This is a genomic window from Acinetobacter sp. ANC 3929 (assembly GCF_000369405.1).
Lineage (GTDB): Bacteria > Pseudomonadota > Gammaproteobacteria > Pseudomonadales > Moraxellaceae > Acinetobacter.
The window spans coordinates 645,259-669,957 of record NZ_KB850000.1 but is presented as its reverse complement, the minus strand read 5'-3'; the positions used below and the strand labels follow the sequence as shown (position 1 = coordinate 669,957).

Annotated in this window: 25 protein-coding genes and 1 pseudogene; 13 read left to right on the top strand and 13 right to left on the bottom strand. The window is 40.1% G+C overall.

Annotated features, from left to right (window positions below; genetic code table 11):
- The first annotated feature begins 85 nt into the window (after window positions 1–85).
- Complete coding sequence (locus tag F909_RS05270; protein ID WP_005152816.1) at window positions 86–1,183, top strand: porin; 1,098 nt, start codon at window positions 86–88, stop codon at window positions 1,181–1,183.
- A gap of 60 nt (window positions 1,184–1,243) precedes the next feature.
- Here the strand turns inward: F909_RS05270 and F909_RS05275 are convergent, their stop codons facing one another.
- Window positions 1,244–2,140, bottom strand: a complete 897-nt coding sequence (locus tag F909_RS05275; protein WP_005152814.1) for a LysR family transcriptional regulator — start codon at window positions 2,138–2,140, stop codon at window positions 1,244–1,246.
- 138 nt (window positions 2,141–2,278) lie between these two features.
- Here F909_RS05275 and speB point away from each other — a divergent pair, with 138 nt between their 5' ends.
- Both speB and F909_RS05285 read left to right on the top strand, forming a co-directional pair.
- Window positions 2,279–3,241 (top strand): agmatinase, encoded by a 963-nt coding sequence (gene speB, locus F909_RS05280; protein ID WP_005152811.1) that lies wholly within the window; start codon window positions 2,279–2,281, stop codon window positions 3,239–3,241.
- 53 nt (window positions 3,242–3,294) lie between these two features.
- A complete protein-coding gene (locus tag F909_RS05285) occupies window positions 3,295–4,608 on the top strand; it encodes an MFS transporter (RefSeq protein WP_005152810.1) in 1,314 nt (437 codons plus the stop codon).
- 48 nt (window positions 4,609–4,656) lie between these two features.
- Here F909_RS05285 and F909_RS05290 read toward each other — a convergent pair whose 3' ends face one another.
- Window positions 4,657–5,271 (bottom strand): YidB family protein, encoded by a 615-nt coding sequence (locus F909_RS05290; protein ID WP_005152809.1) that lies wholly within the window; start codon window positions 5,269–5,271, stop codon window positions 4,657–4,659.
- 147 nt (window positions 5,272–5,418) lie between these two features.
- Entirely contained in the window at window positions 5,419–5,880 is a 462-nt protein-coding gene (locus F909_RS05295) for a DUF6231 family protein (protein WP_005152807.1), read from the bottom strand.
- A gap of 37 nt (window positions 5,881–5,917) precedes the next feature.
- On the opposite strand from F909_RS05295, the gene F909_RS05300 reads away from it, so the two are divergent.
- Window positions 5,918–6,787 (top strand): DUF2797 domain-containing protein, encoded by an 870-nt coding sequence (locus tag F909_RS05300; RefSeq protein ID WP_005152802.1) that lies wholly within the window; start codon window positions 5,918–5,920, stop codon window positions 6,785–6,787.
- Window positions 6,788–6,829: 42 nt separating this feature from the next.
- On the opposite strand, the gene lpxB is transcribed toward F909_RS05300, so the two are convergent.
- Window positions 6,830–8,008 carry a lipid-A-disaccharide synthase gene (gene lpxB / locus F909_RS05305; RefSeq protein WP_171067321.1) on the bottom strand — a complete coding sequence of 393 codons (1,179 nt, stop codon included), beginning with the start codon at window positions 8,006–8,008 and terminating at the stop codon, window positions 6,830–6,832.
- Between the two features lie 247 nt (window positions 8,009–8,255).
- Here lpxB and F909_RS05310 point away from each other — a divergent pair, with 247 nt between their 5' ends.
- From F909_RS05310 to F909_RS05320, 3 genes are read left to right on the top strand one after another with little or no spacing between them, the layout of a single operon-like run.
- Complete coding sequence (locus tag F909_RS05310; RefSeq protein WP_005152796.1) at window positions 8,256–8,549, top strand: hypothetical protein; 294 nt, start codon at window positions 8,256–8,258, stop codon at window positions 8,547–8,549.
- A 2-nt stretch (window positions 8,550–8,551) separates the two neighbouring features.
- Entirely contained in the window at window positions 8,552–10,108 is a 1,557-nt protein-coding gene (locus F909_RS05315) for a PepSY-associated TM helix domain-containing protein (RefSeq protein ID WP_005152794.1), read from the top strand.
- A complete protein-coding gene (locus F909_RS05320) occupies window positions 10,105–10,377 on the top strand; it encodes a hypothetical protein (protein WP_005152792.1) in 273 nt (90 codons plus the stop codon). Before F909_RS05315 ends, F909_RS05320 begins: the two co-directional genes overlap by 4 nt.
- 63 nt (window positions 10,378–10,440) lie before the next feature.
- Here F909_RS05320 and F909_RS05325 read toward each other — a convergent pair whose 3' ends face one another.
- Window positions 10,441–10,632, bottom strand: a complete 192-nt coding sequence (locus F909_RS05325; protein ID WP_005152789.1) for a hypothetical protein — start codon at window positions 10,630–10,632, stop codon at window positions 10,441–10,443.
- Between the two features lie 36 nt (window positions 10,633–10,668).
- Window positions 10,669–11,041 (bottom strand): annotated as a pseudogene (locus tag F909_RS0120335) (hypothetical protein).
- A gap of 216 nt (window positions 11,042–11,257) precedes the next feature.
- On the opposite strand from F909_RS0120335, the gene F909_RS05330 reads away from it, so the two are divergent.
- The 3 genes from F909_RS05330 (at window position 11,258) to F909_RS05340 (ending at window position 14,107) form a co-directional block, all read left to right on the top strand.
- Entirely contained in the window at window positions 11,258–12,145 is an 888-nt protein-coding gene (locus tag F909_RS05330) for a sulfite exporter TauE/SafE family protein (protein ID WP_005152786.1), read from the top strand.
- Between the two features lie 118 nt (window positions 12,146–12,263).
- Window positions 12,264–13,355 (top strand): 3-deoxy-7-phosphoheptulonate synthase, encoded by a 1,092-nt coding sequence (locus tag F909_RS05335; RefSeq protein ID WP_005152784.1) that lies wholly within the window; start codon window positions 12,264–12,266, stop codon window positions 13,353–13,355.
- A 149-nt stretch (window positions 13,356–13,504) separates the two neighbouring features.
- Window positions 13,505–14,107 carry a LysE family translocator gene (locus tag F909_RS05340; protein ID WP_005152782.1) on the top strand — a complete coding sequence of 201 codons (603 nt, stop codon included), beginning with the start codon at window positions 13,505–13,507 and terminating at the stop codon, window positions 14,105–14,107.
- A 24-nt stretch (window positions 14,108–14,131) separates the two neighbouring features.
- Here F909_RS05340 and F909_RS05345 read toward each other — a convergent pair whose 3' ends face one another.
- A complete protein-coding gene (locus tag F909_RS05345) occupies window positions 14,132–14,950 on the bottom strand; it encodes an AraC family transcriptional regulator (RefSeq protein ID WP_005152780.1) in 819 nt (272 codons plus the stop codon).
- A 119-nt stretch (window positions 14,951–15,069) separates the two neighbouring features.
- On the opposite strand from F909_RS05345, the gene F909_RS05350 reads away from it, so the two are divergent.
- The 3 genes from F909_RS05350 (at window position 15,070) to F909_RS05360 (ending at window position 19,224) form a co-directional block, all read left to right on the top strand.
- Window positions 15,070–15,573 (top strand): hypothetical protein, encoded by a 504-nt coding sequence (locus F909_RS05350; RefSeq protein ID WP_005152778.1) that lies wholly within the window; start codon window positions 15,070–15,072, stop codon window positions 15,571–15,573.
- 72 nt (window positions 15,574–15,645) lie between these two features.
- Window positions 15,646–17,757, top strand: coding sequence for a TonB-dependent receptor (locus F909_RS05355; protein ID WP_005152776.1), 2,112 nt, complete (start codon window positions 15,646–15,648; stop codon window positions 17,755–17,757).
- A gap of 3 nt (window positions 17,758–17,760) precedes the next feature.
- On the top strand, window positions 17,761–19,224 hold the full coding sequence (locus tag F909_RS05360) for a PepSY domain-containing protein (protein ID WP_005152773.1): 1,464 nt from the start codon (window positions 17,761–17,763) through the stop codon (window positions 19,222–19,224).
- 59 nt (window positions 19,225–19,283) lie between these two features.
- On the opposite strand, the gene F909_RS05365 is transcribed toward F909_RS05360, so the two are convergent.
- From F909_RS05365 to F909_RS05390, 6 genes are all read right to left on the bottom strand, one after another.
- Complete coding sequence (locus tag F909_RS05365; protein ID WP_005152771.1) at window positions 19,284–20,027, bottom strand: adenosylcobinamide-GDP ribazoletransferase; 744 nt, start codon at window positions 20,025–20,027, stop codon at window positions 19,284–19,286.
- Between the two features lie 100 nt (window positions 20,028–20,127).
- Window positions 20,128–21,711, bottom strand: coding sequence for a histidine-type phosphatase (locus tag F909_RS05370; protein WP_005152769.1), 1,584 nt, complete (start codon window positions 21,709–21,711; stop codon window positions 20,128–20,130).
- Window positions 21,712–21,822: 111 nt separating this feature from the next.
- Window positions 21,823–22,434: a histidine phosphatase family protein gene (locus F909_RS05375; protein WP_032878075.1), complete on the bottom strand. Its 612-nt coding sequence runs from the start codon at window positions 22,432–22,434 to the stop codon at window positions 21,823–21,825.
- Complete coding sequence (gene cobT / locus F909_RS05380; protein WP_005152761.1) at window positions 22,424–23,491, bottom strand: nicotinate-nucleotide--dimethylbenzimidazole phosphoribosyltransferase; 1,068 nt, start codon at window positions 23,489–23,491, stop codon at window positions 22,424–22,426. Before cobT ends, F909_RS05375 begins: the two co-directional genes overlap by 11 nt.
- Window position 23,492: 1 nt before the next feature.
- Window positions 23,493–24,011 (bottom strand): bifunctional adenosylcobinamide kinase/adenosylcobinamide-phosphate guanylyltransferase, encoded by a 519-nt coding sequence (cobU, locus tag F909_RS05385; RefSeq protein WP_005152758.1) that lies wholly within the window; start codon window positions 24,009–24,011, stop codon window positions 23,493–23,495.
- 2 nt (window positions 24,012–24,013) lie between these two features.
- Entirely contained in the window at window positions 24,014–24,637 is a 624-nt protein-coding gene (locus tag F909_RS05390; RefSeq protein ID WP_005152756.1) for a 2'-5' RNA ligase family protein, read from the bottom strand.
- Between the last annotated feature and the right edge of the window lie 62 nt (window positions 24,638–24,699).

Here is a 24,699-nt window from a genome sequence, read left to right as displayed (position 1 = left end):
GCTATGTAACTTTATGTACATATGCAAGCTCATAACAGTAACTAAGGCATCAGCCATTTACAAAAAGTGTTTTGGAGAAATCTCAATGAAAAAATTGCTTCTTGCTGCTACTGTAGCAACTTTAGCCATGAATGCAGCGCAAGCAGCACCAACATTGTATGGTAAGCTCAATGTGACTTTGGATCAAATTGATAAAAATGGCTTTAAAGATGAAAGCGTAACAAAAGTAAACTCTAACGCTTCTCGTATTGGGGTGAAAGGCGAAGAAAAACTGACTGATAACCTTTCTGCAGTTTACTTGATCGAATGGCAATTTAATGCAGATGGTGATGGCGATCAATCATTCAGCAACCGTAACCGTTATGTAGGTATTAAATCTGAAGGTATCGGTACTTTAAAAGTAGGTCAATTCGATTCTTACTTTAAAAATGCTGCTGGTAACAACCAAGATATTTTCAACGATCACAACGAACTGGATATGACGAAGGTACTCGTTGGTGAAGATCGCTTAAAGAACGTGATTGGTTTTGAAACTGATAAAAAATTGTTAGGTGGTTTAGCATTCAACATCATGTTCCAACAAGGTGAAGAATCGTCTGCCATTAAAAATGATGCAAAAGGTCAAAAAGGCAGCCGTGATGGTTTCGGCGATGGTGTTTCTACCTCGCTTACTTATGAAAATAAGGACTGGGGCTTGGCAGCAGCTGTTGCTGGTAACTTTGGCGTTGCATCAAAATACAACGCGTATAGTGACCTAAGTGGTGACAATAGCGTTTATTCAGACGCAATCCGTGTAACAGGTTCTTTAGACTTAACACCTGCTGGCGTTAACGGTTTAGTATTTGGTGCTCTATGGCAAACTGCTCAACCAACAGATGATACAGTTGTGGTAGGTACTACACCTGCTGTTTCATACAAAGGTTTACAAGAAGATGCTTATGGCGTAACAGCTGCTTATACAATCCCATCGACTCCAGTGAAGTTGAAAGCAGAATATATCTCTTCTACAACTGAAGTGAATGGTCGTAAAGACCGTCAACAAGATCTCTATGGTGTGGGTGCTGACTACCAAATCAACAAACAAACGCGTTTCTACGGTGTTGTAGGTCAACAAAAACGTGATTGGTTGGTAAAAGATGATAAGAAAACTACAATCGGTTTAGGTATGGAATATAACTTCTAATTTGAAGTTCGAGTCATACAAACAATAAAAGGGCTATCAGCCCTTTTATTTTTACATTTATTATTTTTCATCAAAAAAATTTTTTATCACTTTACGAAAATTTTGAATCACTATTTCCCGTGTTCTGCCACGCCTAAAAATAAGAGAGAATGGCGCGCAGTAACCGAACGTTGCGGGTAATAGAACTTTTAAACGTTTTTGTTCCACCCAGTACTGTGCAAAATGTTCGGGTAAATAACCAATGTACTGCCCAGATAAAATTAAAATTAATTGTGCTTCCATGGAATCAACTGTCGCAAATGAATGCTTAAATCCCTGTTTTGCGAGTTCAGTGTGGCTCCAGTAACCACGACTCACCATTTTTCCTTGTCGAATGACGTCAGCAGTCAGTTTCTGCTGTGCGAACATAGGATGTTTATCACTACAAAATAGCCAATGCTGTTCTTTATGGAGAGGCTGATATATAACCCCATTCATTTTCATAAAGAATGAACCAATCGCGACATCAAAACGATTTTCTAAAATTCCCATTTGCAGCTCATACGGCGACTGCACCTGAATTTTGATATAAATATGAGGGTTTTGTTTTGAAAAAGCACTGATAATTTGATCGAGAGGAATATTCTTGTCGGTTACCATTGAATCTAACATACCGATTCTTAACGTACCGGTTAACTCACCTTTAATCTGAGCCGTATGCCTTGAAAAATTTTCCAGTTCATGCAAAATCCGTTTGGCCTCCTGTAGAAACATCTCTCCTTTTTGCGTTAAAGAAAAACCACCACGTCCTCGTTCACATAACTTAAAACCCACGATTTGTTCTAGTTGAGTCATATAGGTACTAATTGCGGAGGTTGATAGATTCAACTCCTGTTGAGCATTTGCAAAGCCTTTATTCCTTACAACGCTGACAAAAATTCGAATTAATTTAATATCAGAATAGGCCACTTCTTCCATCATATTTTCCTTATTTCCTCTGCATTATTTTAAAGCATCCAACATCAGATTAGTTTAGAAAAATCTGAACTAAATTTTTTAAAAAAAGGATTTATTCCTACCTGAGGCTGGTTGATAAATAAATAAAAGGAGAAATAAATGAACAAGATGTTAAATCAACCACTCGGTGGAAATGAAATGCCTCGATTTGGTGGTATTGCCTCAATGCTGCGCCTTCCAGTGGTAGAACATGAGGCTGGGCTTTCTAACCTAGATGCTGCTTTTATTGGTATTCCTTTAGATATTGGCACCTCCTTACGGTCAGGTACCCGTTTTGGTCCCCGTCAAATCCGTGCTGAATCGGTCATGATACGCCCATATAACATGGCAACAGGTGCCGCACCTTTTGAGTCTTTGAATGTTGCAGATCTAGGTGATGTTCCTATTAACACCTTTAACCTAGCTGAAACAGTACGCATTATTGAAGAACATTATGACCACATTCTGGCGCATCCAATTATTCCACTCACACTGGGTGGCGATCATACACTAACCCTCCCCATCCTCAGATCGATCTATAAAAAACATGGTCCTGTTGGCCTCATTCATATTGATGCGCATGCTGATGTCAACGATGAAATGTTTGGCGAAAAAGTCGCACATGGCACCACTTTTCGCCGTGCCGCAGAAGAAGGCTTACTCGATTGTCAACGTGTTGTTCAGATTGGTTTACGTGCTCAGGGCTATAGCGCAGACGATTTTAACTGGAGTAGACGTCAAGGTTTTCGTGTCGTTCAGGCCGAAGAATGTTGGCATAAATCACTGGCTCCTTTGATGGAAGAAGTAAAACAGCAAGTAGATGGTGGGCCTGTTTACCTCTCCTTTGATATTGATGGGATTGATCCTGCATGGGCACCCGGTACAGGTACACCCGAAATTGGTGGGTTGACCACAATTCAGGCAATAGAAATTGTTCGGGGTTGTCAGGGCTTGAATCTTGTTGGATGTGATCTGGTCGAAGTATCGCCGCCATACGATACCACGGGCAATACGTCTTTATTAGGTGCCAATTTACTTTATGAAATGTTATGTGTTTTGCCAGGCGTAAAGATACATAAATAATTGTATTTACAAATGATAATAATGAAATAAAGGAATATTAAAGGTTTTATAGGATGAAGATAGAACAATCAAAACGGGCTGCTGCGGCAGCATTTATCGGCACAACCGTAGAGTTTTATGATTTCTATGTGTATGCCACTGCCGCAGCTTTAGTACTCGGTATCGTATTTTTTCCTCAAACCGATCCTGTCACTGGCACATTGGCTGCTTTTGCAACCTTTGCAGTCGGTTTTATTGCACGTCCTATTGCAGCCCTCATTTTTGGACATCTAGGCGATAAATTCGGCCGCAAAAAAATGTTGCTATTCACAATGCTATTGATGGGATTAGCAACCACAGGAATTGGACTCATACCAAGTTATAACAGTATCGGAGTTTGGGCTCCTATACTGCTGATTGTCCTGAGATTTATGCAAGGTCTATCTGTCGGAGGTGAATGGGGTGGTGCCGTGTTAATGGCAAGTGAACATGCACCTGCTGATAAAAAAACCTTTTTTGCTTCTTTTGCTCAAATGGGCAGTCCTGCTGGCCTAATCCTTTGCTTATTGGTTTTTAGAACCATTACCTCATTAGATGAAAAAGACTTATTCACTTGGGGCTGGCGTATTCCGTTCCTGTTGAGCTTTGTCTTTATGCTGATTGGTCTTGCAATACGTTTAGGTGTTGAAGAACCGCCTGAATTTAAACAAATGCAGGAGAAACAGGAAATCGTCAAATTCCCAATTAAAGAATTGCTCAAAAACTACTGGCCTCAGGTACTTTTCGCGGGACTCTCTATCACAATCGGTACAGCGGGTTTCTTTTTCACCAATACGTTTATGATTACCTATGTCACCCAATATGTAGGGATCAGTCGCCCAACCATTCTAGATGCATTATTTTGGGTAACTATATTTGAATTTATTGCGATGCCAGTTGCTGCATGGTATGCCAGCAAAATTGGTTCACATCATTTTTTATTCTGGGCTGCCATTTTATGCATTGCTGTACCTTATCCAATGTTTATGCTGGTCAGCACTAAAAATATTTATTTGATCGTTTTAGGCATTACATTGGCTGTAATTGCGCTGTCTTCACTGTATTCAGTCGTCGCTGGTTTTATGGCTGAAGCTTTTCCTGCCAAAGTTCGTTATTCAGGTATTTCCATTTCCTATCAAATGATTGCAGCGATCACAAGCGGCTCTACACCCTTAATTGGGACCTTGCTTGCACAGCGCTACGCTGGTGAATGGTTACCTTTAGCGCTTTTATTCAGCTTCCTATCTTTGCTTTCTCTGATTGGTATCTGTGGCATCACTCGGCTGAGAAAACGACATTTAAATCAGAATAAAATAGAAAAAACTGAAAAGTCACAACAAGTTGCTTAATTAAAAAAAGCCTGCTTGTATGAGCAGGCTTTTTTTATATCGGATATTTTATTTCTTTAAAAAACCACTCACAAGATTCAACACTTGCTGAATATCCTGATTGGCTTCTTGAGGATTGGTACTGCTGCCTTGAGGCGTCAGTGAATCAATCACTTGTGGTAAAACAGAAGCAATTGCACCATAAATCGCCTGTTTAGGTGCTTGAGTTTGTTGTGCAACTTGCTCAACATCTTGGTCATCAAATAAACTTTGAATATTTTGCTCTGGAACATCTTGCGCATTTTGTTGTTGTGGATCTACCCAACTTTGCACTTGATTGCTTAAACCAGCATTTTTTAGTTTATCCAAAGCCCCTTGTAAACCACCTTGCTTTTGAATCCAAGCCAAAACCAAAGGTAGGACTGCAATTAATAATGTTTGTGCTGTGTTCCCACCGGTTGCATTACTTTGGGCTGAAGTATTTCCACCACCCAATTGACCCAATACTGAACCTAAAATCCCACCTAAACCACCTTGTTGGTTTTGCGTATTCTGTTGCTGTCCACCAAGTTGTCCTAAGACAGAACCTAAAATGCCACCTAAACCACCAGCTTGTCCTGATTGTTGCTGACCGCCTAAAGCTTGCTTTGCTAAAATTTCTACAATATTGGTTAAATCTGTCATGAGCTACACGTTCCTTTTGGAATATTTATCCGAAAAGCATACGCTGCTTTGAAAATACAAAACAAAGTTAAATTGTTAAATTTTGCAAGAACTTGCAACCCATCTTCAAGTAATCAACATTTACTCAAAATCCAAACAATTGGGGACTTACCAACGAAATTTATTCCAGTTTTCAGGGTTCGCCCAAAACTTGGAGTTGAACCAATCCGGGACATGCTTATAGGTCAAAATATTAAACTGCCATAATGCAAAATCACGGTCATGTTGGGTTTTATCAATCAATTGAGTGAAACCCAACGAACGTAATAGTTTTTCATCATCCAGTTTACTGACCACGACAATCCGTTTTGCCATGAGGTCTCGTAGCTTTACTAAAAGTTGTGCTTTTTGCGTTTCAGTGATGTTTTGCATTTCTTCTGTATCAAATAATACAAAACCTAAATCATAACGCTGCGTAAATGGCAGACTTAAAAAGTCAGTTACGTTAAAATAATGCCATTGAATTGAAGCATTTTGGTCAATCTGCTGACCTATACAAAGTGCAGTATGAATGGGCTGTTCTTGAGATAAATCGTCTAGCATAGAAGTGATGACATTTTGTTCAGCCATAACTGCAACCCTTGATTGAAAAGATGAGAGTTTATTAATGGAACTACAAGGCATTTGTCATAAAATGCATGCAGCGCTCAAAACGCATAGTGTAACTGATCAATCAACAAGCAAGGCAAATGTTGAATATAAATTTATATTAGATCGTTCAGAAACTGACCTACCTTTCGTTTTAGGGCAAGAAATCGAAATTGAATGGACGGGTAATATCTTTTGTACCTCTTGCGGTTCAAAAACACCGAAGTCGTATTCACAAGGTCATTGTTTCAAATGTTTTAAAACCAAGGCCGAATGTGACCTATGTATTATGAAGCCTGAAACTTGCCATTATCATTTGGGCACTTGCCGTGAAGACCAGTTCGCTCACGATGTTTGCTTCCAGCCGCATATTGTGTATTTAGCCAATTCAAGTGCCTTGAAAATCGGGATTACCCGTATCGTCAATATGCCAACCCGCTGGTTAGATCAAGGCGCAACACAAGCATTACCCATCTTAAAAGTTGGCTCGCGTCGTTTGTCTGGGCATTTGGAAACGTTAATCGGTACACAAATCGCGGATAAAACCGACTGGCGTAAACTGCTCAAGGGTGAAGCAGAACCCTTGAATCTGCTTGAACAGCGTGATCAAATTCTTGAAGAATTTGCTCCAAAAATTCAAACTATTCGTGATGAATTTAGTCAAAATCTAGAGTTTAACGAAGATTTGGAATTCTTGGAGGATGAAACACCACGAGAATTTATCTATCCCGTTGAGCACTATCCTGAAAAGATTAAATCAATGAATCTGGATAAAACCCCAAAAATTCGTGGTGTGTTGCAAGGGATTAAAGGCCAGTATTTGTTAATGGATATTGGTGTGATCAATATCCGTAAATATACCGGTTATGAACTGATCCTTCGTACCTAATTCGCATCATAAAAAGGTGGCTTTCAATGCCACCTTTTTTATTTATTCCGTTTTTAAACAGTTCAAAATTGCCTGCACCGGATCCTCAGTATTACCTGAAATCAATTGTTTATGCATGCTTAAATGTTGCATCATTTGAATATGCGCGGTTTCATGGTCCATTAATTTTTCAATTTCAGTGGCTAAATGCTGTGGTGTTGCATCGGCTTGAATCAGTTCCTCAATCACTTTCTTACCTGCAATAATATTCGGTAATGAGTAATACGGAATTCTAACCATGAATTTCGCAATCAAATAAGTCAACCAATTCAGTTTATAGAACGTCACCATTGGTCGATGTAATAACATCGCTTCCAGAGTTGCTGTCCCTGATGCCAAAGCCACAATATCACTGGCATTCATAACAGTACGACCAATTTTAGATTCAGCATCACTATTTTCTAGCACATGAATTTTGGACTTTAGGCTACTATCGAGATGTTGAATACCCTGTTCGATTTGATGTTTACGCGCATCATTAATCGCAGGAATTAAGAACTCCAGATCTGGATGCTTACGGTGCAAGATTTCTGCTGCCCCAGTCAATAAAGGTAGTAATCGTTCAATTTCACCACGACGACTACCCGGTAATAACGCTATATGAGTTTTATACGCAGACAAGCCCAGTTGATGCTTGGCTTCTGTGATTGGATTTTTTAAGGGAAGTTGTTTCGCCAATGGATGCCCAACAAATGCAGCGGCAACCTCATAATTTTCATAAAAGGTTTTTTCAAAAGGAAATAAACACAGAACCAAATCGATACTACGCTTAATGCCATGAACACGACCTTGACGCCATGCCCAGACCGAGGGGCTGACATATTGTACTGTTTTTATAGATAAATTCTTCTCTTTAATGCTCTTGGACAAACGTAAATTAAAATCTGGCGCATCAATACCAATAAAGATATCAACAGGGCGCTCTGTCCAACGTTCAACTAAACCGTCACGCACAGCAAACAGCTTTTTTAAATCTTTAAGGACTTCAACAATTCCCATCACCGAAAGAATTTCCATTGGATAATAACTGTGAAATCCCTCTGCGATCATTTGTGGGCCACCAATCCCTTCAAATTCAGCATCGATTCCTTGTTCGCGAAAACTACGCATGAGTTTTACCCCTAGAGTATCTCCAGAAACTTCCCCCACCACGATACCAATTTTTAGTTTTTGCTTTAACAAGACCCACGCCCCACAGAAATGTTTAAATGATTCTAACAGAATGATTTTACATCGAATCACCCTAAACCATACAAATTGTTCATGATTGGTGAAAATCAGTTCTGATCTAAGATGACGTTTATTATTTAAAATACAATCTAGATTTACGATGAGCTAAGAATTGATTGCAATCTACCTAAGATTTAATATGAACAAGAATCATTTTCATGTGTGATTTATTCTCCCTTCTATTGCCTCAAGACCGTTTATGGCCAAATCTACATCTATTTCGCTTGTCTATCGACTGAGCATTTTCTATCGCTTTGTGCTGAGCTTTGCTCTTGGCTATTTATGTATGATGCATTTGAGCCTCGGACTCGGCTCATTATTTAGCCATATATTCGACAAGGCAGAGGCGATCTATCTTGCAGCATTTATTTCAATTCTCTTTTATCTTGCCTTTATCATTGTGAGTTTTTGTACACATTCACTGTGGAAACTTAGCTTGACCAGTCTAGTTTTGACTGGGGTATTGTTTGGCTTATCTGTGGGTTTAAATTAAAAATGCAAAATAAAGGCGTTCGTCAATCAATGGCATGGTTGCATGCTTGGACAGGCTTGATTTTTGGTTGGCTTTTATTCGCCATTTTCCTGATGGGTACCAGCTCCTACTATCGTCATCAGATTAATCTATGGATGCAACCACAACTGGCTCAATCTCAAGTTAATCAGGACGCTGCTATACGTACAGCAACGGACTATTTAGCTAAGAATGCGACTGACGCCAAATCATGGTTTCTCAATATTGCCAATGATGATGAACCTGTCAATAAGATATATTGGCAACAAGCCAGCGGTAGCTATGAAAGCCGTAGTTTAGATGCCAATACTGGTCAAGAGCTGAAACTTTCAGCGACCCAAGGCGGAGATTTCTTTTATAACTTCCATTTTCAGCTGTATGGTGTTCCCATCATGGTTGGACGGCTAATTGCCTGTCTTGCTGCGTTGATTATGCTAATTGCCTTGGTTTCTGGAATTATTACGCATAAGAAGATCTTTACCGATTTCTTTACCCTCAGAACCTTTAAATCACAGCGTTCCTGGTTGGACTTTCATAATGTCTCCTCTGTACTGGCATTGCCCTTTTTTCTAACCATCACTTTTACAGGATTGGCGATTTTCTTCTATCTCTATTTGCCTTGGGGGATGCAAAAACTCTATCCTGAGAATCCTTTTCAATATTTTACTGAAATTCGAACCACTGAAAAAAGTACGACACATCAAGCTGAACCTAAAAAAGCTGAGATGTTGCCCATCAGCACCTTATTAGAAAAAGTAAAACAACAATGGGGAGATCAAGCCTTAGCATCGATTGAGGTTAAAAATCCAAATACAGACCAAGTCACTATTACATTTAAACAATTAGAAGATCGTTCGATTACTTTAAATCAAGCACAAATCACATTAGATGGACAAGGTAACGTGTTGGGCAATACCCGAAATGAAAGTGCTGTAGCTCTCTTAAATGCGGGTGTTTATGGCCTACATATGGCGACTTTTGCACAACCAATACTACGATTCGCCTTCTTTTGCTCAGGCATTTTGGGTTGTTTAATGATTGCTTCAGGTCTATTGCTATGGAGCTTAAAGCGTCAGATTCAAAATAAATCGAATCAATTTCATTTTGGCTATTATTTAGTTGACCGTTTAAATATCGCTGCATTTATTGGTCTTCCTATAGCAATGCTCGGCTATCTCTTCTCCAATCGGCTTGTACACGTAACAGAGAGCACTCCGAACTATGAAATCTATACATTTTTCGGTGTTTGGGGACTGAGTTTTATCATCGCTTTATTAACGAAAAAGCAGTACTTATGGAAATCACAGGTTTTTATCTTTGGATTAGTTGCCTTGATTCTACCTGTCTATAACTTGTTTTATCTGCTCAATCATCAGCTAATCACAGATTTACAAAGTTATTGGCTGTTCTTGCGGATTGATCTATTTGTACTGGTCTGTGCCCTGTTTGCCGTGTTTATTTTTAGAAATATTCAACCCATTCAACAAAAATCAGCTCAAAAAATCAAAGTAAAATTAGCCCAAAATGAGGTGAAAGCATGATTATTTTGAGTCTTGTATTGATACTGATAGGAATGCTACTGCTCTATAAATGCAGTTCAAAACAAATCAACAAAACCAAACAAGCGCTTTTTATTCGCTATCAAACACACCTTAAAATTTTGGCTTATCTCTGCTTCTTGCTGGCTGGTAGTCTGCTTTGTTTAAAATATGGCAGTTCTATTGGATTTGTAAGTTGGTGGATTTTTGCAACCCCTGTAACCTTTTTATTGGTGTTATGGGTCAATGAACTTAAACCGACAAAAAAATAAAAATGGATTTGAATACGATAGCTATCCACAATAACGATTGAGGATAGCTATACAAGTTAAAAATTAATGCCCGTGATGGCTATGGTCTTCCTGAGAAGTCATTTTGTCTTTGTCATCACAACATTTCATCTTTTTTTCACAGCACTCTTTTTTATTGGTGGCCTCTTTTTCTTTACAGCAATCACTTGCAGCAAAAGCAGGTACTGTTGTAGCCAATAAAAGTGTTGAAAGCAAAATGGTTTTAATATTAAACATAATCATGTCCTTGAAATAAAAATAAGAAATTTGAATTTATAAAAACGGGACATGATTTGGGGGACGGTAAGGTAACTGATAAATGCCTAAAGTCAGTTGATCCATATAAGCTGAATTTTCAGTTCTAACGAATTGTATGCTTCGCTCAATTGATTGATGCCTATGTTCAAAAGTTGCAGCTACGCAGCACATACTCTTTTGACAGTGCGATGTATCGATTTTGCCACTGTCCATACGGTCATGCTTAGTCATCGTAGACATTCCACAATCAGACTGAAGCATGATTTGAAATGACTTGTTCTACAACAGCTTGATTCACTTTATTCATAGACAAAGCCATTGCATAGCTATTGGTGATAAAACACATAGCAATCAGCGATAAAATGAGGCTTCGAATGAAAATAGACATAAGGTGAAATAATCAAACATACAATCCGTGTATAAATCTCAAAATAAACTAATCACAGCTCATAAAGCAAGCTAATCTGAATAAAATAGGGTCTAAAAAGCCGTAAATTTGGCCTCCTTAGCTTTTTTTTGCATAAGTAAATCATTATTCATCACAACGTGTTATCTGAAAAAAGCATAAGATATGCTGTTTTTTGCATAATTGGGCATATTGTCGATGTTTGGTCCTATAGAATTTATTATGGCTGGAGTATTGGTTGGCTTCTGTGTCGGTATTACAGGTGTCGGTGGTGGTTCATTAATGACCCCTATCCTGATTAGTCTTTTTAAAATCGAACCACATATCGCCATTGGAACTGATCTACTTTACGCCTCAATCTCTAAATTCTGTGGCTCAGTCGTTCATGCAAAAAAACTGAATATTGTCTGGCCTATTGTACTTTGGCTGTCTTTGGGTAGTATTCCAGCCTCATTCGCAACCTCTTGGGTGCTTGAACATTATCTAAGTCAATCAACCCATTATAAAGCTGTATTGACCATGGTCTTGGGCTTTATGTTGACCTTGACTGGTATCTCAATTGTTTTCCGTGCGCAAATTGAAAAGTTCTTTGACAAATTCCGTAACCGTGAACAAGCAGATATGGAAAGTGAACAACATGCACTACAACACAAACGTCACTATATTGTGATTATGGGCATTGTGCTCGGTATCTTTGTGACCTTGTCTTCTGTGGGCGCAGGTGCTTTCGGCATCATGGCCTTAGTTCTTATGTTCCCGAATCTACCGATGATTCGTATCATTGGTTCAGACGTGGTACATGCAGTGTTACTCACCGCGGTTGCTGGCCTAAGTCACATGTCTTCAGGTAATGTCGACTTTACGCTGTTAATGTGGTTATTGGTCGGTTCAATTCCTGCAATTATTGTCGGTACACTCATCAGCTCACGTATGCCAGAACGACTGATTCGTAAAATTCTAGGCATTACCCTATTTGCTTTAGGTGTAAACTTTATGGTGAACCCGATTAAGGCGAAACCGAAGCCAGTTGAAACACACCAAGCTGTTGTTGTTCAACAAATAAAGCATGTAACTACAATTGTTTAAGCGTTACAATGCCGATTATTTCTACATAAATTATGCTTTTCGCTAGTTAATCAATCGGCATTTCATGCTATATTCGTAGACAAAATAACCTTTTCTTTCGATTGAATTTGTGACAGCAATGAATACTCTACAGTCAAATCCAGTTTCTCAGCCAGATATCGACGACGTTAATATTAAAAGCATTCAAACTTTGATTACCCCAGCAGAACTGAAAGCTGACCTCCCTTTATCTGATGCTGCTTCTCAAACTGTTTTACAAGGACGTGCAACTGTACGTAACATTTTAGATGGTAACGACAAACGTTTGTTTGTGGTGATTGGCCCTTGTTCAATTCACGATCCTAAAGCTGCACATGAATACGCTGATCGCCTCAAGGTGCTCAGTGAAAAAGTAAAAGACACCTTATATCTGGTGATGCGTGTTTATTTTGAAAAACCACGTACCACAGTCGGTTGGAAAGGTTTAATCAACGACCCTGACATGAATGACTCTTTCAATATTGAAAAAGGTTTACATATCGGTCGTGGCTTATTGATTGATTTGAATGAAAAAGGTTTGCCATGTGCCACTGAAGCACTGGATCCAAACTCACCACAATATTATCAAGACTTGATTTCATGGTCTGCAATTGGTGCACGTACGACGGAAAGCCAAACGCACCGTGAAATGTCTTCAGGCCTATCATCTCCTGTCGGCTTCAAAAATGGTACTGATGGTGGCTTAACAGTTGCGACCAATGCGATGCAATCTGTTAAACATGGCCACAGCTTCTTGGGCTTAAATGAAAATGGTCAAGTTGCGATTATCAATACTAAAGGTAATCCATATGCACACGTGGTATTACGTGGTGGTAATGGCAAGCCAAACTATGATGCAACTTCAGTTGCAGAAGCAGAAGCAGCTCTGGCAAAAGCCAAAGTTAGCAACAAGATCATGATTGATACTAGTCATGCTAACTCAAATAAAGACCCGTACTTACAACCTTTGGTTTTGAAAAACATCACGGAACAAATTCTGGATGGTAACAAATCAATCGTTGGGATCATGGTTGAGAGTCACTTAAAAGGTGGTCGTCAGGATATTCCTGAAAATCTGTGTGATCTTGAATATGGTAAATCAGTGACTGATGGATGTATCGATTGGGAAACCACTGAAAAAGCATTACTTGAAATGCATGAAGCCTTAAAAGACGTATTAGCAACACGTTAATTTGATCTTTTATTCATGATAAAAACAGGCTCTTATGAGCCTGTTTTTTTTATTTATCGATTCGATGAACTTGCACAAACGTACAATACAGCTCACAGCACTTTGCCCTATTTTGATCATCCTTTGTTATTAATTCATTTAGGTTGGTCATGGAAATTTTTCTTTATACCTTAAGTGTGATGTACAGTCCTGGTCCTGTGAATTTTATGGGATTGAATGCAGGACTGACTGGACAATTCTCTCGGACATTGGGATTTTTTACAGGTGTTGGCTGCTCTATGCTGATGTTATTCATTGTGTTTGGTTATGCAGGCGCAGCGTTGATTCCACACAATTATCTACATTTTATTGCTTTAATCGGTGCGCTTTATACCTTTTATTTAGCCTATAAAATGATGACGGTACATACTGAACTCGACACGGGTCAAACCAACAATAAAGCACTAACTTTTTGGAATGGTTTCTGGATTCAAAGCCTAAATCCCAAGGCAATTTTGGTGATCTTACCTGTGACCACAATTATGTATCCTGCTGCACATATTACAGGTAGCTTGATTCTGATTGTTTCCTTCTTCATTTCTGTTGGTGCTGCGGGCGCACCACTGTTTTATTCATTTGCAGGATCCGTCATTGGCAAGAAACTAAGCAATCCAATTTGGCTTAACCGCCTCGATAAAATATTAGGAATTTTCTTAATCATTTCAGGTCTATTGATGTTGTCTGATTTCTTAAAAGGCATGCACCTTATTTAAAACATTCTTAGTCACAAGCACAGCTTATCTCTGACGCGTATAAATCTCTTTCCATCTTGCTGGGGTAATTCCAAAAGCTTTACTAAAGTGCCGAGTCATATGGCTTTGATCAAAGAAACCAGCAATGATGGCGGCCTGAGTCAACGACTCTCCGTACATCAAACATTTTTTCACGATATCCAATCGACGCATAGTCATATAACGATGCGGACTGGTACCAAATAGCAATCGGAAGTCACGAGAAAGACTCCATCGATCGCGTCCTATATTCTGTTCTAAATCATCCAAACTGATGTTCTGATCAAGTGAAGTATGAATAAACTCTCTAGCACGCTCCGCCGCAATATAATCATAGCGTTGCCACGAGCGAGGTGGCTGACCTGCAACTTCATACAAGGTTGTCGCCAAGTCATACAAAGCATCTTCTTCTTCTAAAATATCCAATGAATCTTGCATATTTTGCAAAAGTGTATCGGTCACTCGATAAAGCCGTAGATCATCACTCAATCCCTGCTTGAAAAAAGGCAGAGGCTTGCCTTTCATGATCTTTTGAATCAATGCAGGTTCAACGTACATCATTCGGTAGTGAAAGCCATCTTGCGTCCCTGCACTGCCATCATGTTTTTCATCTGGATGCAACACCATAGTCATGCCATGCTGACTATGTCGGACTTCACCACGATAATGAAAACTTTGCACGCCTGACAAAGTACGGCCGATCGCAAAGGTATCATGTTGGTGTGATTCATACGCATGATCAGAAAAGAAAGCTTCGATTCTTTCCAAACGATCACTCTCAGAAGCCCGAATAATCCAATCGGACTGATTTGCTATTTTTGACACGCTGATCTGCCTATAAAATATTGAATTCAGCAGTCTCAGAATACCTTAATTTTGCTTTGATCTATAAGTCATTTTTTGATTATACTGCTGCCACATTTCTCCTACGACGTATCGCTGATATGAAGTCCAGTTTTCGTCAACATTTGCTTAAGTGGCGTGCCAGTTTCGGCGCGGTTACTTTGCTATGTTTACTCTGGCATATCTTCTTACCAACGATGGTCCATACAGGCGTCGTACCTGCACTTTATGCAATGCCAAGCCATTGCCAAGTCACAGAAATTCAAAATGCCTCGTTGATGTCAAGTACGCATTCAAGTCATCATCAACACAGCACGCATGACATGCATCACGGACCGCAGCTACAGCATGCCAAACATGCCCAGCTCAGCGCATATGCACAACAAGTGTATGCACTGGCAAGCCAAATCATGAAGCATTGTCCGTTATGCTCACATGGTTTAGATGCCGCTGCGATCGTTCCGCTGATTGCATTCATTATTATATTTCTACTGGCTTGGTTTAGTCGTGTACGCTGCCTCTGCTATTCGTGGACAGAAGATCTGCACATTGCCCGTATCTTTTATATTTTTCCAACCAAACAAGCCCCGCCACTCGCTTTATAAATCGCAAATTTTACTTCGTGACCAGTTACAACTGGGGCACGTCCTTATGTCTTGCTTTTTATAGAGTTCAAAATGAATACTCAATTCCGTTTGTCTGTATTAGCTGCTGCTTGCCTTTTTGTCAGCTATAACTCAGTTGTTTTTGCTGAAACTGTGCCATCTGATGCGACCAAAACCTTAGCCACGATTGTTGTGACTGCAAGTCGTGAAGGTGAATCGATTAATAATACCCCTGCTGCGATCAGTAAAATTAATAGCAAAGATCTTGAAGATAAACATGCGACTTTTATTGGACAACTGCTGAATCAAACACCAGGCGTATTGATGAATGATTTAGGCAATGAACAGCATATGATGTCCATTCGCCAACCCATTACTACAGCAGCGGTTTATCAATATCTAGAAGATGGTATTTCAATTCGTCCTGTAGGTGTGTTTAACCATAATGCCTTATATGAAGTGAATTTGGCAGGCATTGATAGCATCGAAATTTTACGCGGCCCTGCCAGTAGCTTATATGGCAGCAATGCAATTGGTGGAGCCATTAATTTCCTGACCAAAGCACCAAGTACAAACCCCACAGCAGACCTTGGCATCAGTACCAGTTCAGAAGGTTATCGCCGTTTGGACGTCGGTGCTTCCAATACTTTTGAGAGTGAATTTGGCGAACAAGGGTTAAGACTTTCAGCCTATGCCAGTGATCGTGGTGATAGCTGGCAAGATCATGCTGAAAGCAATAAACAGAGTGTGACGCTCAGACACGACTGGCGCATATCTGATGCTACACAAATCAAAAATATCGTCAGCTATAACCATTTAAAAGCAGATATGACGGGTAGCCTAAATCTAGATGATTATCGCAAACGTCCAGGATACAGCTACCAAACCTTTACCTATCGTGAAGTCGATGCCACTCGGCTTTCCTCTCAGATTAGCCACCAGTGGAATGATCAGCAACAAAGTCAAGTCACCCTGTATTATCGTGACAATACCACCGAGCAAAACCCAAGTTATAACATCCGTACTGATGTTAAAAATGGCAAACCGACTGGCACTTATAGTGGGCAAACCACTTATAACGCATTTCAATCTTATGGCTTAAATGCTCAGCATTCGGCTACATTTGATCAGGTGAAATTGATTGTTGGCGCAATGGCTGATCATTCTCCAAATCAAGCTAAAACCCATGACATAGAAGTCTTCCGTGATCCCAATACATTGGTTTATACCGGTTATAAACAACGTCAACAACTGCGTGATTTTAATGTTGATGTAAATAATCAGGCCCTCTACACACAAGCCAATTGGCAAGTCCGACCAAACTTAAATTTAGTTGCAGGTACTCGCTATGATTGGATCAGCTATGACTATGAGAATAAGTTAACGCCTTCAAAAACCACAGGAGCACCTAATGAAAAACGTGACTTCCACAAGGCCAGTCCTCAAGTCGGTTTTGTCTGGAATATCACTCCTGCAATTGATCTTTATAGCAATTGGTCACAAGGTTTTGTCCCACCAGAAGTCAGCAGCTTATATGGTGCGAATCTAGTCACGCCAGACCTAAAAGAAGCAACATTTAATAATATCGATGCAGGTTTACGCTTCAAATTATTTGATGATCGCGTAGATGGTGAAATCACCCTCTATCGTTTAGAAGGCGAAGATGAGGTGATTAGCTATACCAAACCTGATAACACGCGCGAGCCACGCAATGCAGGTAAAACCTTGCATCAAGGAATTGAAATTGGAGGAACGTGGAAGCTCAGTGATTTATATGATCAGCACTTAAAACTCTCAGGCAGTGTAGCCAAACATGAATACAAGCAATTTCAACCTTCGAGTGTTTTAGATTATAGCGGCAACACCATGCCAAGTGCGCCTAAAACATTTGGTACACTTGAATACCAGATCAAGCCAATACCTGAGCTATTACTTTCTGCCGAAGCGGTATATGTCGGCGCTTACTGGATTAATGATGCCAATACGGAAAAGTATGATGGCCATACGTTACTAAATTTGCGTGCCAACTATCGTAAAAATGCCTATGAGGTCTTTGGGCAGATTTTGAATGCGACAGATGTGCATTATGTAGAAAGTACCTCGTTTAGTAATAACCAAGTCAGTTATACCCCGGCTGCACCACGAACCTATTTATTAGGTTTACGTTACCATTTTGGGAAATAAGCAATGAATGCCAAACAACTGAAAAAACTACTGTCATTGCACCGTAGTTTTGGGATGGTGCTGGGCGTTCTCGTTTTACTCTGGTCTTTAACAGGTGTGTTGCATCCGATTATGAGTGCAACACAACCTCAGCCTGTGAAACGAATGCCTCCATCTCAACAACTGGATTTAACACTTGCCTTAGCAGCAACAGATGTCCTGAAACAACATCAAATCGCGCAATTTTCGGCATTACAGGTGATTGAATTAGAACCTCAGCATATTGCCTATCGCATATTACAACCCAATCAAAAAATTGCGGAATACTATGATAGTCAGACCGGTCAATTGCTGATTAATGCCGAACAACAAGATGCCGAGCGTTTAGCACGCTGGTATACGGGTCTTACTCAACAGGAAATTGTATCTAGCCAAATCATCACCGCTTTCAGTGATGATTATCCAAGTGTTAATCGATTACTGCCTGTTTGGCGTGTTGATTTTCAAAATGGTGTACGTGCATATGTGGATCCTTCACAAGCACGACTAGCCACGCTATCTAATGATCAAAAGATGTGGATGGCAAAAATCTTCCGCTTAGGTCATACCTGGACATGGGGTGATCAAGCTTGGACAGGCCAAGCTGTCCTCATGCAGATCGTCTTGATTGGCATACTGTGCATGATTTTTATGGGGATTGGCTTATTCTTTAACATTCATAATCGGCGCAATCATCGTCTAGGGCAAAAACCGATCCGCTTTCTACATCGCTATTTAGGCATCAGTTTAAGCGTATTTATTGTGCTTTGGGTGCTCAGTGGCTTCTATCATATTTGGCAAAAAAAAACCGATATTAAAAATACTCAACCCGTTTTCCATAGTGCTGATTTAACTGCTATAGCATGGCAACACGTCACTCAGCAGCCCATTCAGCGTCTGGATCTCGTTCCAACCACCTTTAGCAACACGCATACCCGTGCTGCATGGATGATTCAAGCCGTTGGACAAAAGCCATTACAAGGGAGCATGACGGCGGCAAGCAAGGAGCATGATCATCACACGATCAAAACAGCAGCTCCCGCGATTCAGTTTGTAGATGCTGGTCATGGTGAACCGCTTGATATTCTTGAGCAAAGCAAACAATTGGCCGCAAGTTATTTAGCTTTACAACCCGAACAGGTTCAACAGGCCACATGGGTAACTAGTTTTGGAGGAGAATATGGTTTTATCAACAAACGCTTACCCGTGATCAAGGTTGAAACTCGGTTAGAGAATCAACTCAGACTGTATATTGAACCGAGCAGCGGCGTGATTGCAGCTCAGGTCACACAACAAGATGCTTTAGAAGGATTTAGTTTTGCTTATTTGCATAAATGGACATGGTTGCCGATAGATAAAACACTTCGAGATATCATCTTGGGCACGATTGCAGCACTGGTTGCCTTACTCGCTGTGTTGGGCTTCTTGGTTCAATTGCGTAAACGCTAACATTACTTAAGTGATCCTTCTTTTTTAGGGAGGATCACGCCACCTCAGGTAATTAATTTTTAAATGATATAGAACGAGGCAATCACAGCACTGAGGAGCACCCCTGTTTCAGCCAGCTCAATTGCAGCACCCACAGTATCACCAGTGATTCCACCAATGCGTTTAATAAATAATGAGCGTAAGTAGAAAAGTATTAATAAAAAAAACAGTAATGCAATCAATCCGGCCCAATCAAACATACAAAGCAATGCAATTGTAATGACAAAAACCATCCAAAGTCGCTTTTTTGGCATAAAATCTGTCATAGAACGCCCTAGGCCTTGAGCACGTACATACGCTGTGGTGAGGAATAAAAACAGTGGCACACTGCGCCCAAGCATAGGTAAGACAATTAAAAAAGCAGCCATTTGTTGTTCAAGCAAAACGTATAAGGCCACAAATTTTAGCAAGCAGACTACAACTAAACTCAGCACCCCGATTGGGCCACATGCAGGGTCTTTCATGATTTTCAAGGTTCTTTCAGGATCACCAAATCCACCGACCCATGCATCTGCTGTATCCGCTAAACCATCGAGATGTAATCCACCGGTCAGCCAAATCCATAACACTAAAATCAAGGCTGCACTCAAGATGATCGGAAGTTTTGCCAATAGCATTGCTGCAGCAAACAAAATTAACCCAATGAATAAACCGACAAAGGGATAAAACAGTAGTGCCTGACCATTCTGCTTTGCACTTGGCATCACTTTTAAATCAATCGGCAAAACGGTCAAAAACTGCAAGGCAATCCAAAAAGGTGTCATGCAACCTCTCAATTACAACGGGTTTATCATGTATGGATTATGAAGAAATAAAATTGGGAATAGCAAGCTATTCCCAAATGAAAAGGCTGAATATCTTAGATTATTGAATTTGATAACATTGTTTAAGCTTTAAATAATCATAATAAAAACTATTAGTGCTATAACGTGCGTAGTTACAACTCGACTTAAACAAAGTTTCTTTCTCGTTATAGAACATTTTTACCAAGGTTGTGCCTTGCTTGTCTTGATAAATATCCCATTGTAAATTCGCTGCCATCGGCGACACCATTTCACCTCGCCAAGTACTATTGCTGTAATTATAGGTTTGACGCAACGATAAAGGCTGCATCATATTATGCAACTCTAAGCTCGTCGCCAAAGGAATAATGATTTCTGCATGAGCAAAACGTAATGCCGCACGATGTGCTTGTTGCTTATCAATAATCGCATCGACCTGTTTAAATAAGTCTTGTTTCAAACCTTGAGCAATTGCACTGGTAACATTCTTCGATTCGGTGAAACTTGGGCCTTTGCTATAAAAATCGTTGGCATCATTAAATTCAGCATAGAATTTTGCCGCATCTAAAGGCATATATTGATCAAAATCAATCCCTTTCAATTCAGTTCTCATTCCACCTGAAATCGAATACAGCTCATAGATATAAGCTGCGGCATCTATAGCGCTTGCAATACTATTTTTTCCCTTACCTTTTTCAGTGATGGTTTCGCCTTTAGGTGAAGTAACGCTATATGAACCAATATTGCTAAATACATAGCCTGTGGTTCCCAGTTTTTGAATAAATTCTGCTTTGAACAGTGGATTCAATACACTCTTTGCCACTTGTTCAGCACGACTATTTTTCGCAAGTTCATTTAACTTATTGACCAGATCTGCATCCTCTTCTTCAAAATGCTGATAGCCTTGGCTGGCATCGTAAATCGCCTGTTGTTGTGCAGATAAGGGCTGTGCTAAATCTTGATCTTTATTCAAACTATGAAAATAAAGCTTAAAACGATCCACCCCACCATCTTGAATCGATGGCACGCTGCTACTGGCCAAACTGGTGTATGACATTGGGGTAATATGTGCCTTTAATTGCGGTTGCTGTTGGATTAATTCAGCAGTAAAAAACTTGGCACTATCCACCGCACGGTCTACCCCCGAACTTTGCACTAAAATTGATGTTGGTTGTTGTGATGCGGTTTGAAATAAATTTGGAAGTCGCTGTAATAAACGATCAGCAATACCACGATGTTCCTGAATACCTTGCATGGTTTCATTGCCATAGCCAAACTGACGGATGCCATCCACACCATAGCCCAGTAGCATATTGGCTTTCATCATGCTTTCTAAATCTGCTCCCAGCTTTTCGCCTAAAGGTGTAAGTGCATTTTCAGCTTTAGCTTGTTTCCAAAGGTTATATAGTGCCAGATCATATTTAATACTGGATAAACCGCGTGAACCATGGCGTGCAACCAATTCAGTAAATACGGGCTGAAATCCTTGCGGAATGACTTCATATTTTTTGAGATCTTGTTGCGGTTGGTACGGAGTTTTGGTCTGATAGTATTTTGATGCAGTATTCGTTTCTGGCGGATTTTGCGATTCTACGTGATCATCGTTATTACATGCTATCAATAAAATACTTGCGCATAACACACTGCTTTTCAATAATATATTCATGATTGATTTGATTATAGGTCAAGAAATTGACCTGTATCATAGGCAGTGGCAATGACAGTTCGATTACATCAATACGACTTTCATGAATACTGAAAATAAAACGATCTTTTATCATTTTCCATTTGTAGATTTTTCTATAAATTGAATCTCATCACAGTGATGAGTCAGCTCAAGTGAATATAATTTTCCTAACTCTGCAGGCATAGTTAATAGGTCATCCAGCTTTTGCTGACGTGCCAAGCAAGTCAGCAACTTAATCACTCCACCATGTGTCACTACTAAGGCGTTATTCCAGTTTTGCTGCTGCATCTTCATATATATCAGCTCAATACCGAATAGAATCCGCTGTTGAAATTCCTGTAAAGACTCTCCGTTTGGTGCCTGAAACTGCGTTGGAAATTGCCAGAAATTTGCCAATAATTCAGGTTGTGTGTCATAAATGGTTTGGGTAGAAACACCTTCCCAATCACCAAAATACATTTCTTTGATTTCGGCATTGAGCAGTAAAGGCAATTCAAGTTGTTTAGCCAATTTGCACGCAAAGGCTTGGCAGCGTTGCAAAGGTGAGCTAACGATCACATCCCATTTTAGCTGGCTATCCAAATGCTGCTGAACAGTGCTTTGCATCTGCAGCCAGCCTTGTTCAGTCAATGCATCATCAAGATGCCCACGTAAGGTATGGCTCAGTGTCGTTTTACCGTGCCGCAATAAATCAAGGTGCAACTTTATCACCTGTCACAGCAGCTTCAGCAAAGGTTGCCATTTGGTTATGCAACACGCATGCAAGTTCGATCATCGACAATGCTGCACCTGCACCACTGCCTTCACCTAATCGTAAATTCATTTTTAAAATCGGTTGAGCATTCAACTCGTTTAAAATACGGTAATGGCCATACTCTGCTGATTGGTGTCCAAACAACATCCATGCACGGCTCAGTCGTTGAATACGGACTGCGCATAAAGCTGCAACTGAACTGATAAAGCCATCCACAATAATCGGTAAGCCGATTTGTGCACAACGTAAATAAGCCCCTGTCTTTGCCGCAATCTCTAAACCACCAACAGCTGCTAGAATGTTTAAGGCATCATTTTTAACTTCCGTTTGATGAAGCTTTACCGCTTGATCAATCACGTTGATCTTATGTTCTAGCTGTTGATTGGTAATGCCTGTACCCACACCTGTCAGTTGTGCAGCATCTTCATTCAATAATAAACAAGCCAATGCTGAAGCAGAACAGGTATTCCCAATCCCCATTTCTCCTGCAATAAAAATATCAGCAGCTTGTGCTTTGGCTTGATCAACACTGTCTTTACCCAGTTGTAAAGCCGCTAAGCATTCCTGTTCCGTCATCGCTGCTTGTTGAGCAAAATTGGCAGTACCAGGACGAATACAATGTCGTTCAACACCAGCATAATCATAGGCATCACCCACCGTGCCACAATCAATCACTTGTAAATGTGCATGATGATGTTTAGCAATGACACTAATGGCTGCACCGCCTGAGGCAAAATTTTGTAGCATTTGGCGAGTTACTGCTTGAGGGTAAGCCGAAATATTTTCAGCAACTACACCGTGATCGCCAGCAAAAATGGTAATCCAAGGCTGCTGAATCTGCGGATGTACAGTGCCTTGTAAGCTTGCCAATTGAATTGCAATCTGTTCAAGCTCTCCCAACGCGCCGGTTGGTTTGGTCAATTGGAGTTGTCGTTGTTCGGCTTGCTGTTTCGCAGCTAAATCAGGTTGTTGAACGGCGGCTAAAAACCATTGTTGTTCAGTCATGTTATTTCTCATCTTTTAGAATGATTGGAAAGCCTGCCACACAAAATATAACCTTCTGAGCAAGTTGACCTAAGGTCTGATGCAAACGCCCTGCCTCATCGACAAAACGGCGACTGATTTCTCCCATAGGCACTACTCCAAGCCCAGTTTCATTACTGACCAGAATAATTTGAGATTGTAGTTGTGGTAATACTTCGAATAGTTTTTGCATCTGTTGTTGCTGCAAAGCAGGTTCTTCAGCCAATAACAGATTACTCAGCCACAAGGTCAGGCAATCGACCAAAATCAGCTGATTAGGTTGATCGCATTGCAAAAGTTGCTCAGCGAGATAAATCGGTTCTTCACACACTTGCCAATGTTCGGGACGTTGCTGTTGATGATGCTCAATTCGCTGCCGCATTTCTTCATCAAGTGCTTGCGCTGTTGCAATATACACAACTGCCAAACCCGAATCTTTGGCGATGTGTTCAGCCAAACGGCTTTTCCCTGAACGTGCGCCACCTAAAATCAGTTGCAACATATCTAACCTAATTTAATTTGTCGATAAGGATATAGTAATCCTTGTAAAATCTGTGCCTTATAATAGCCGAAAGTCAGTTTTTTGACCTGAATCTTCATGGTTTTTAACGACTGTTGTTGTATCCGCTGTAATACCATAGCACTCGGCCAAGCTTCACCATACAAACCTAAAGTAATATGCGGACAATATTCAAGTGCTGCGATCTCTTCAGATACACGAGCAAATTGCTGACGAATTTGAGTTAGTACACCCTGCTGATCTTTAATCTGTAGAAACAAAGCACTACTAAAACTATCGATCTGTGTGATTTCAAGCTCAAAAGGTTTGAGCTGTAATGCTTCAACTAGCTTGATCTGCTGCTGTAATTGTTGAATCTGAAAGTCATCATCGTATTGTTTTTCTGAGGAAGTCAAAAAACCACAAACAAAAATCGTGATGTGAAATTGACGTTGTGGATTTGGGACAAGCAGATCTGCAAATTGAGCTCGGATTTCATCTAAATATTCGATCAACTCCGGTTGATCAACGTCGATATACCACAAAGCATAGTTTGAACGCCCGAAATGCCATTCAGGATAATCACGTACTTCTGTTGCAATCAGTTCAGTTGCTGCTTGTAATAACACAACGTCTAAATCATTTTAAAGTTGTGTTATTCAAACATAAAGCAATTGAGATGTTAAGGCTT

Excerpts from the sequence above, each read along its gene's own strand:
- F909_RS05270 (WP_005152816.1), top strand. The coding sequence starts at position 86 with ATGAAAAAATTGCTTCTTGCTGCTACTGTAGCAACTTTAGCCATGAAT.
- F909_RS05275 (WP_005152814.1), bottom strand. The coding sequence starts at position 2,140 with ATGGAAGAAGTGGCCTATTCTGATATTAAATTAATTCGAATTTTTGTC.
- speB (WP_005152811.1), top strand. The coding sequence starts at position 2,279 with ATGAACAAGATGTTAAATCAACCACTCGGTGGAAATGAAATGCCTCGA.
- F909_RS05285 (WP_005152810.1), top strand. The coding sequence starts at position 3,295 with ATGAAGATAGAACAATCAAAACGGGCTGCTGCGGCAGCATTTATCGGC.
- F909_RS05290 (WP_005152809.1), bottom strand. The coding sequence starts at position 5,271 with ATGACAGATTTAACCAATATTGTAGAAATTTTAGCAAAGCAAGCTTTA.
- F909_RS05295 (WP_005152807.1), bottom strand. The coding sequence starts at position 5,880 with ATGGCTGAACAAAATGTCATCACTTCTATGCTAGACGATTTATCTCAA.
- F909_RS05300 (WP_005152802.1), top strand. The coding sequence starts at position 5,918 with ATGGAACTACAAGGCATTTGTCATAAAATGCATGCAGCGCTCAAAACG.
- F909_RS05310 (WP_005152796.1), top strand. The coding sequence starts at position 8,256 with ATGGCCAAATCTACATCTATTTCGCTTGTCTATCGACTGAGCATTTTC.
- F909_RS05315 (WP_005152794.1), top strand. The coding sequence starts at position 8,552 with ATGCAAAATAAAGGCGTTCGTCAATCAATGGCATGGTTGCATGCTTGG.
- F909_RS05320 (WP_005152792.1), top strand. The coding sequence starts at position 10,105 with ATGATTATTTTGAGTCTTGTATTGATACTGATAGGAATGCTACTGCTC.
- F909_RS05325 (WP_005152789.1), bottom strand. The coding sequence starts at position 10,632 with ATGTTTAATATTAAAACCATTTTGCTTTCAACACTTTTATTGGCTACA.
- F909_RS05330 (WP_005152786.1), top strand. The coding sequence starts at position 11,258 with ATGTTTGGTCCTATAGAATTTATTATGGCTGGAGTATTGGTTGGCTTC.
- F909_RS05335 (WP_005152784.1), top strand. The coding sequence starts at position 12,264 with ATGAATACTCTACAGTCAAATCCAGTTTCTCAGCCAGATATCGACGAC.
- F909_RS05340 (WP_005152782.1), top strand. The coding sequence starts at position 13,505 with ATGGAAATTTTTCTTTATACCTTAAGTGTGATGTACAGTCCTGGTCCT.
- F909_RS05350 (WP_005152778.1), top strand. The coding sequence starts at position 15,070 with ATGAAGTCCAGTTTTCGTCAACATTTGCTTAAGTGGCGTGCCAGTTTC.
- F909_RS05355 (WP_005152776.1), top strand. The coding sequence starts at position 15,646 with ATGAATACTCAATTCCGTTTGTCTGTATTAGCTGCTGCTTGCCTTTTT.
- F909_RS05360 (WP_005152773.1), top strand. The coding sequence starts at position 17,761 with ATGAATGCCAAACAACTGAAAAAACTACTGTCATTGCACCGTAGTTTT.
- F909_RS05365 (WP_005152771.1), bottom strand. The coding sequence starts at position 20,027 with ATGACACCTTTTTGGATTGCCTTGCAGTTTTTGACCGTTTTGCCGATT.
- F909_RS05370 (WP_005152769.1), bottom strand. The coding sequence starts at position 21,711 with ATGAATATATTATTGAAAAGCAGTGTGTTATGCGCAAGTATTTTATTG.
- cobT (WP_005152761.1), bottom strand. The coding sequence starts at position 23,491 with ATGACTGAACAACAATGGTTTTTAGCCGCCGTTCAACAACCTGATTTA.
- cobU (WP_005152758.1), bottom strand. The coding sequence starts at position 24,011 with ATGTTGCAACTGATTTTAGGTGGCGCACGTTCAGGGAAAAGCCGTTTG.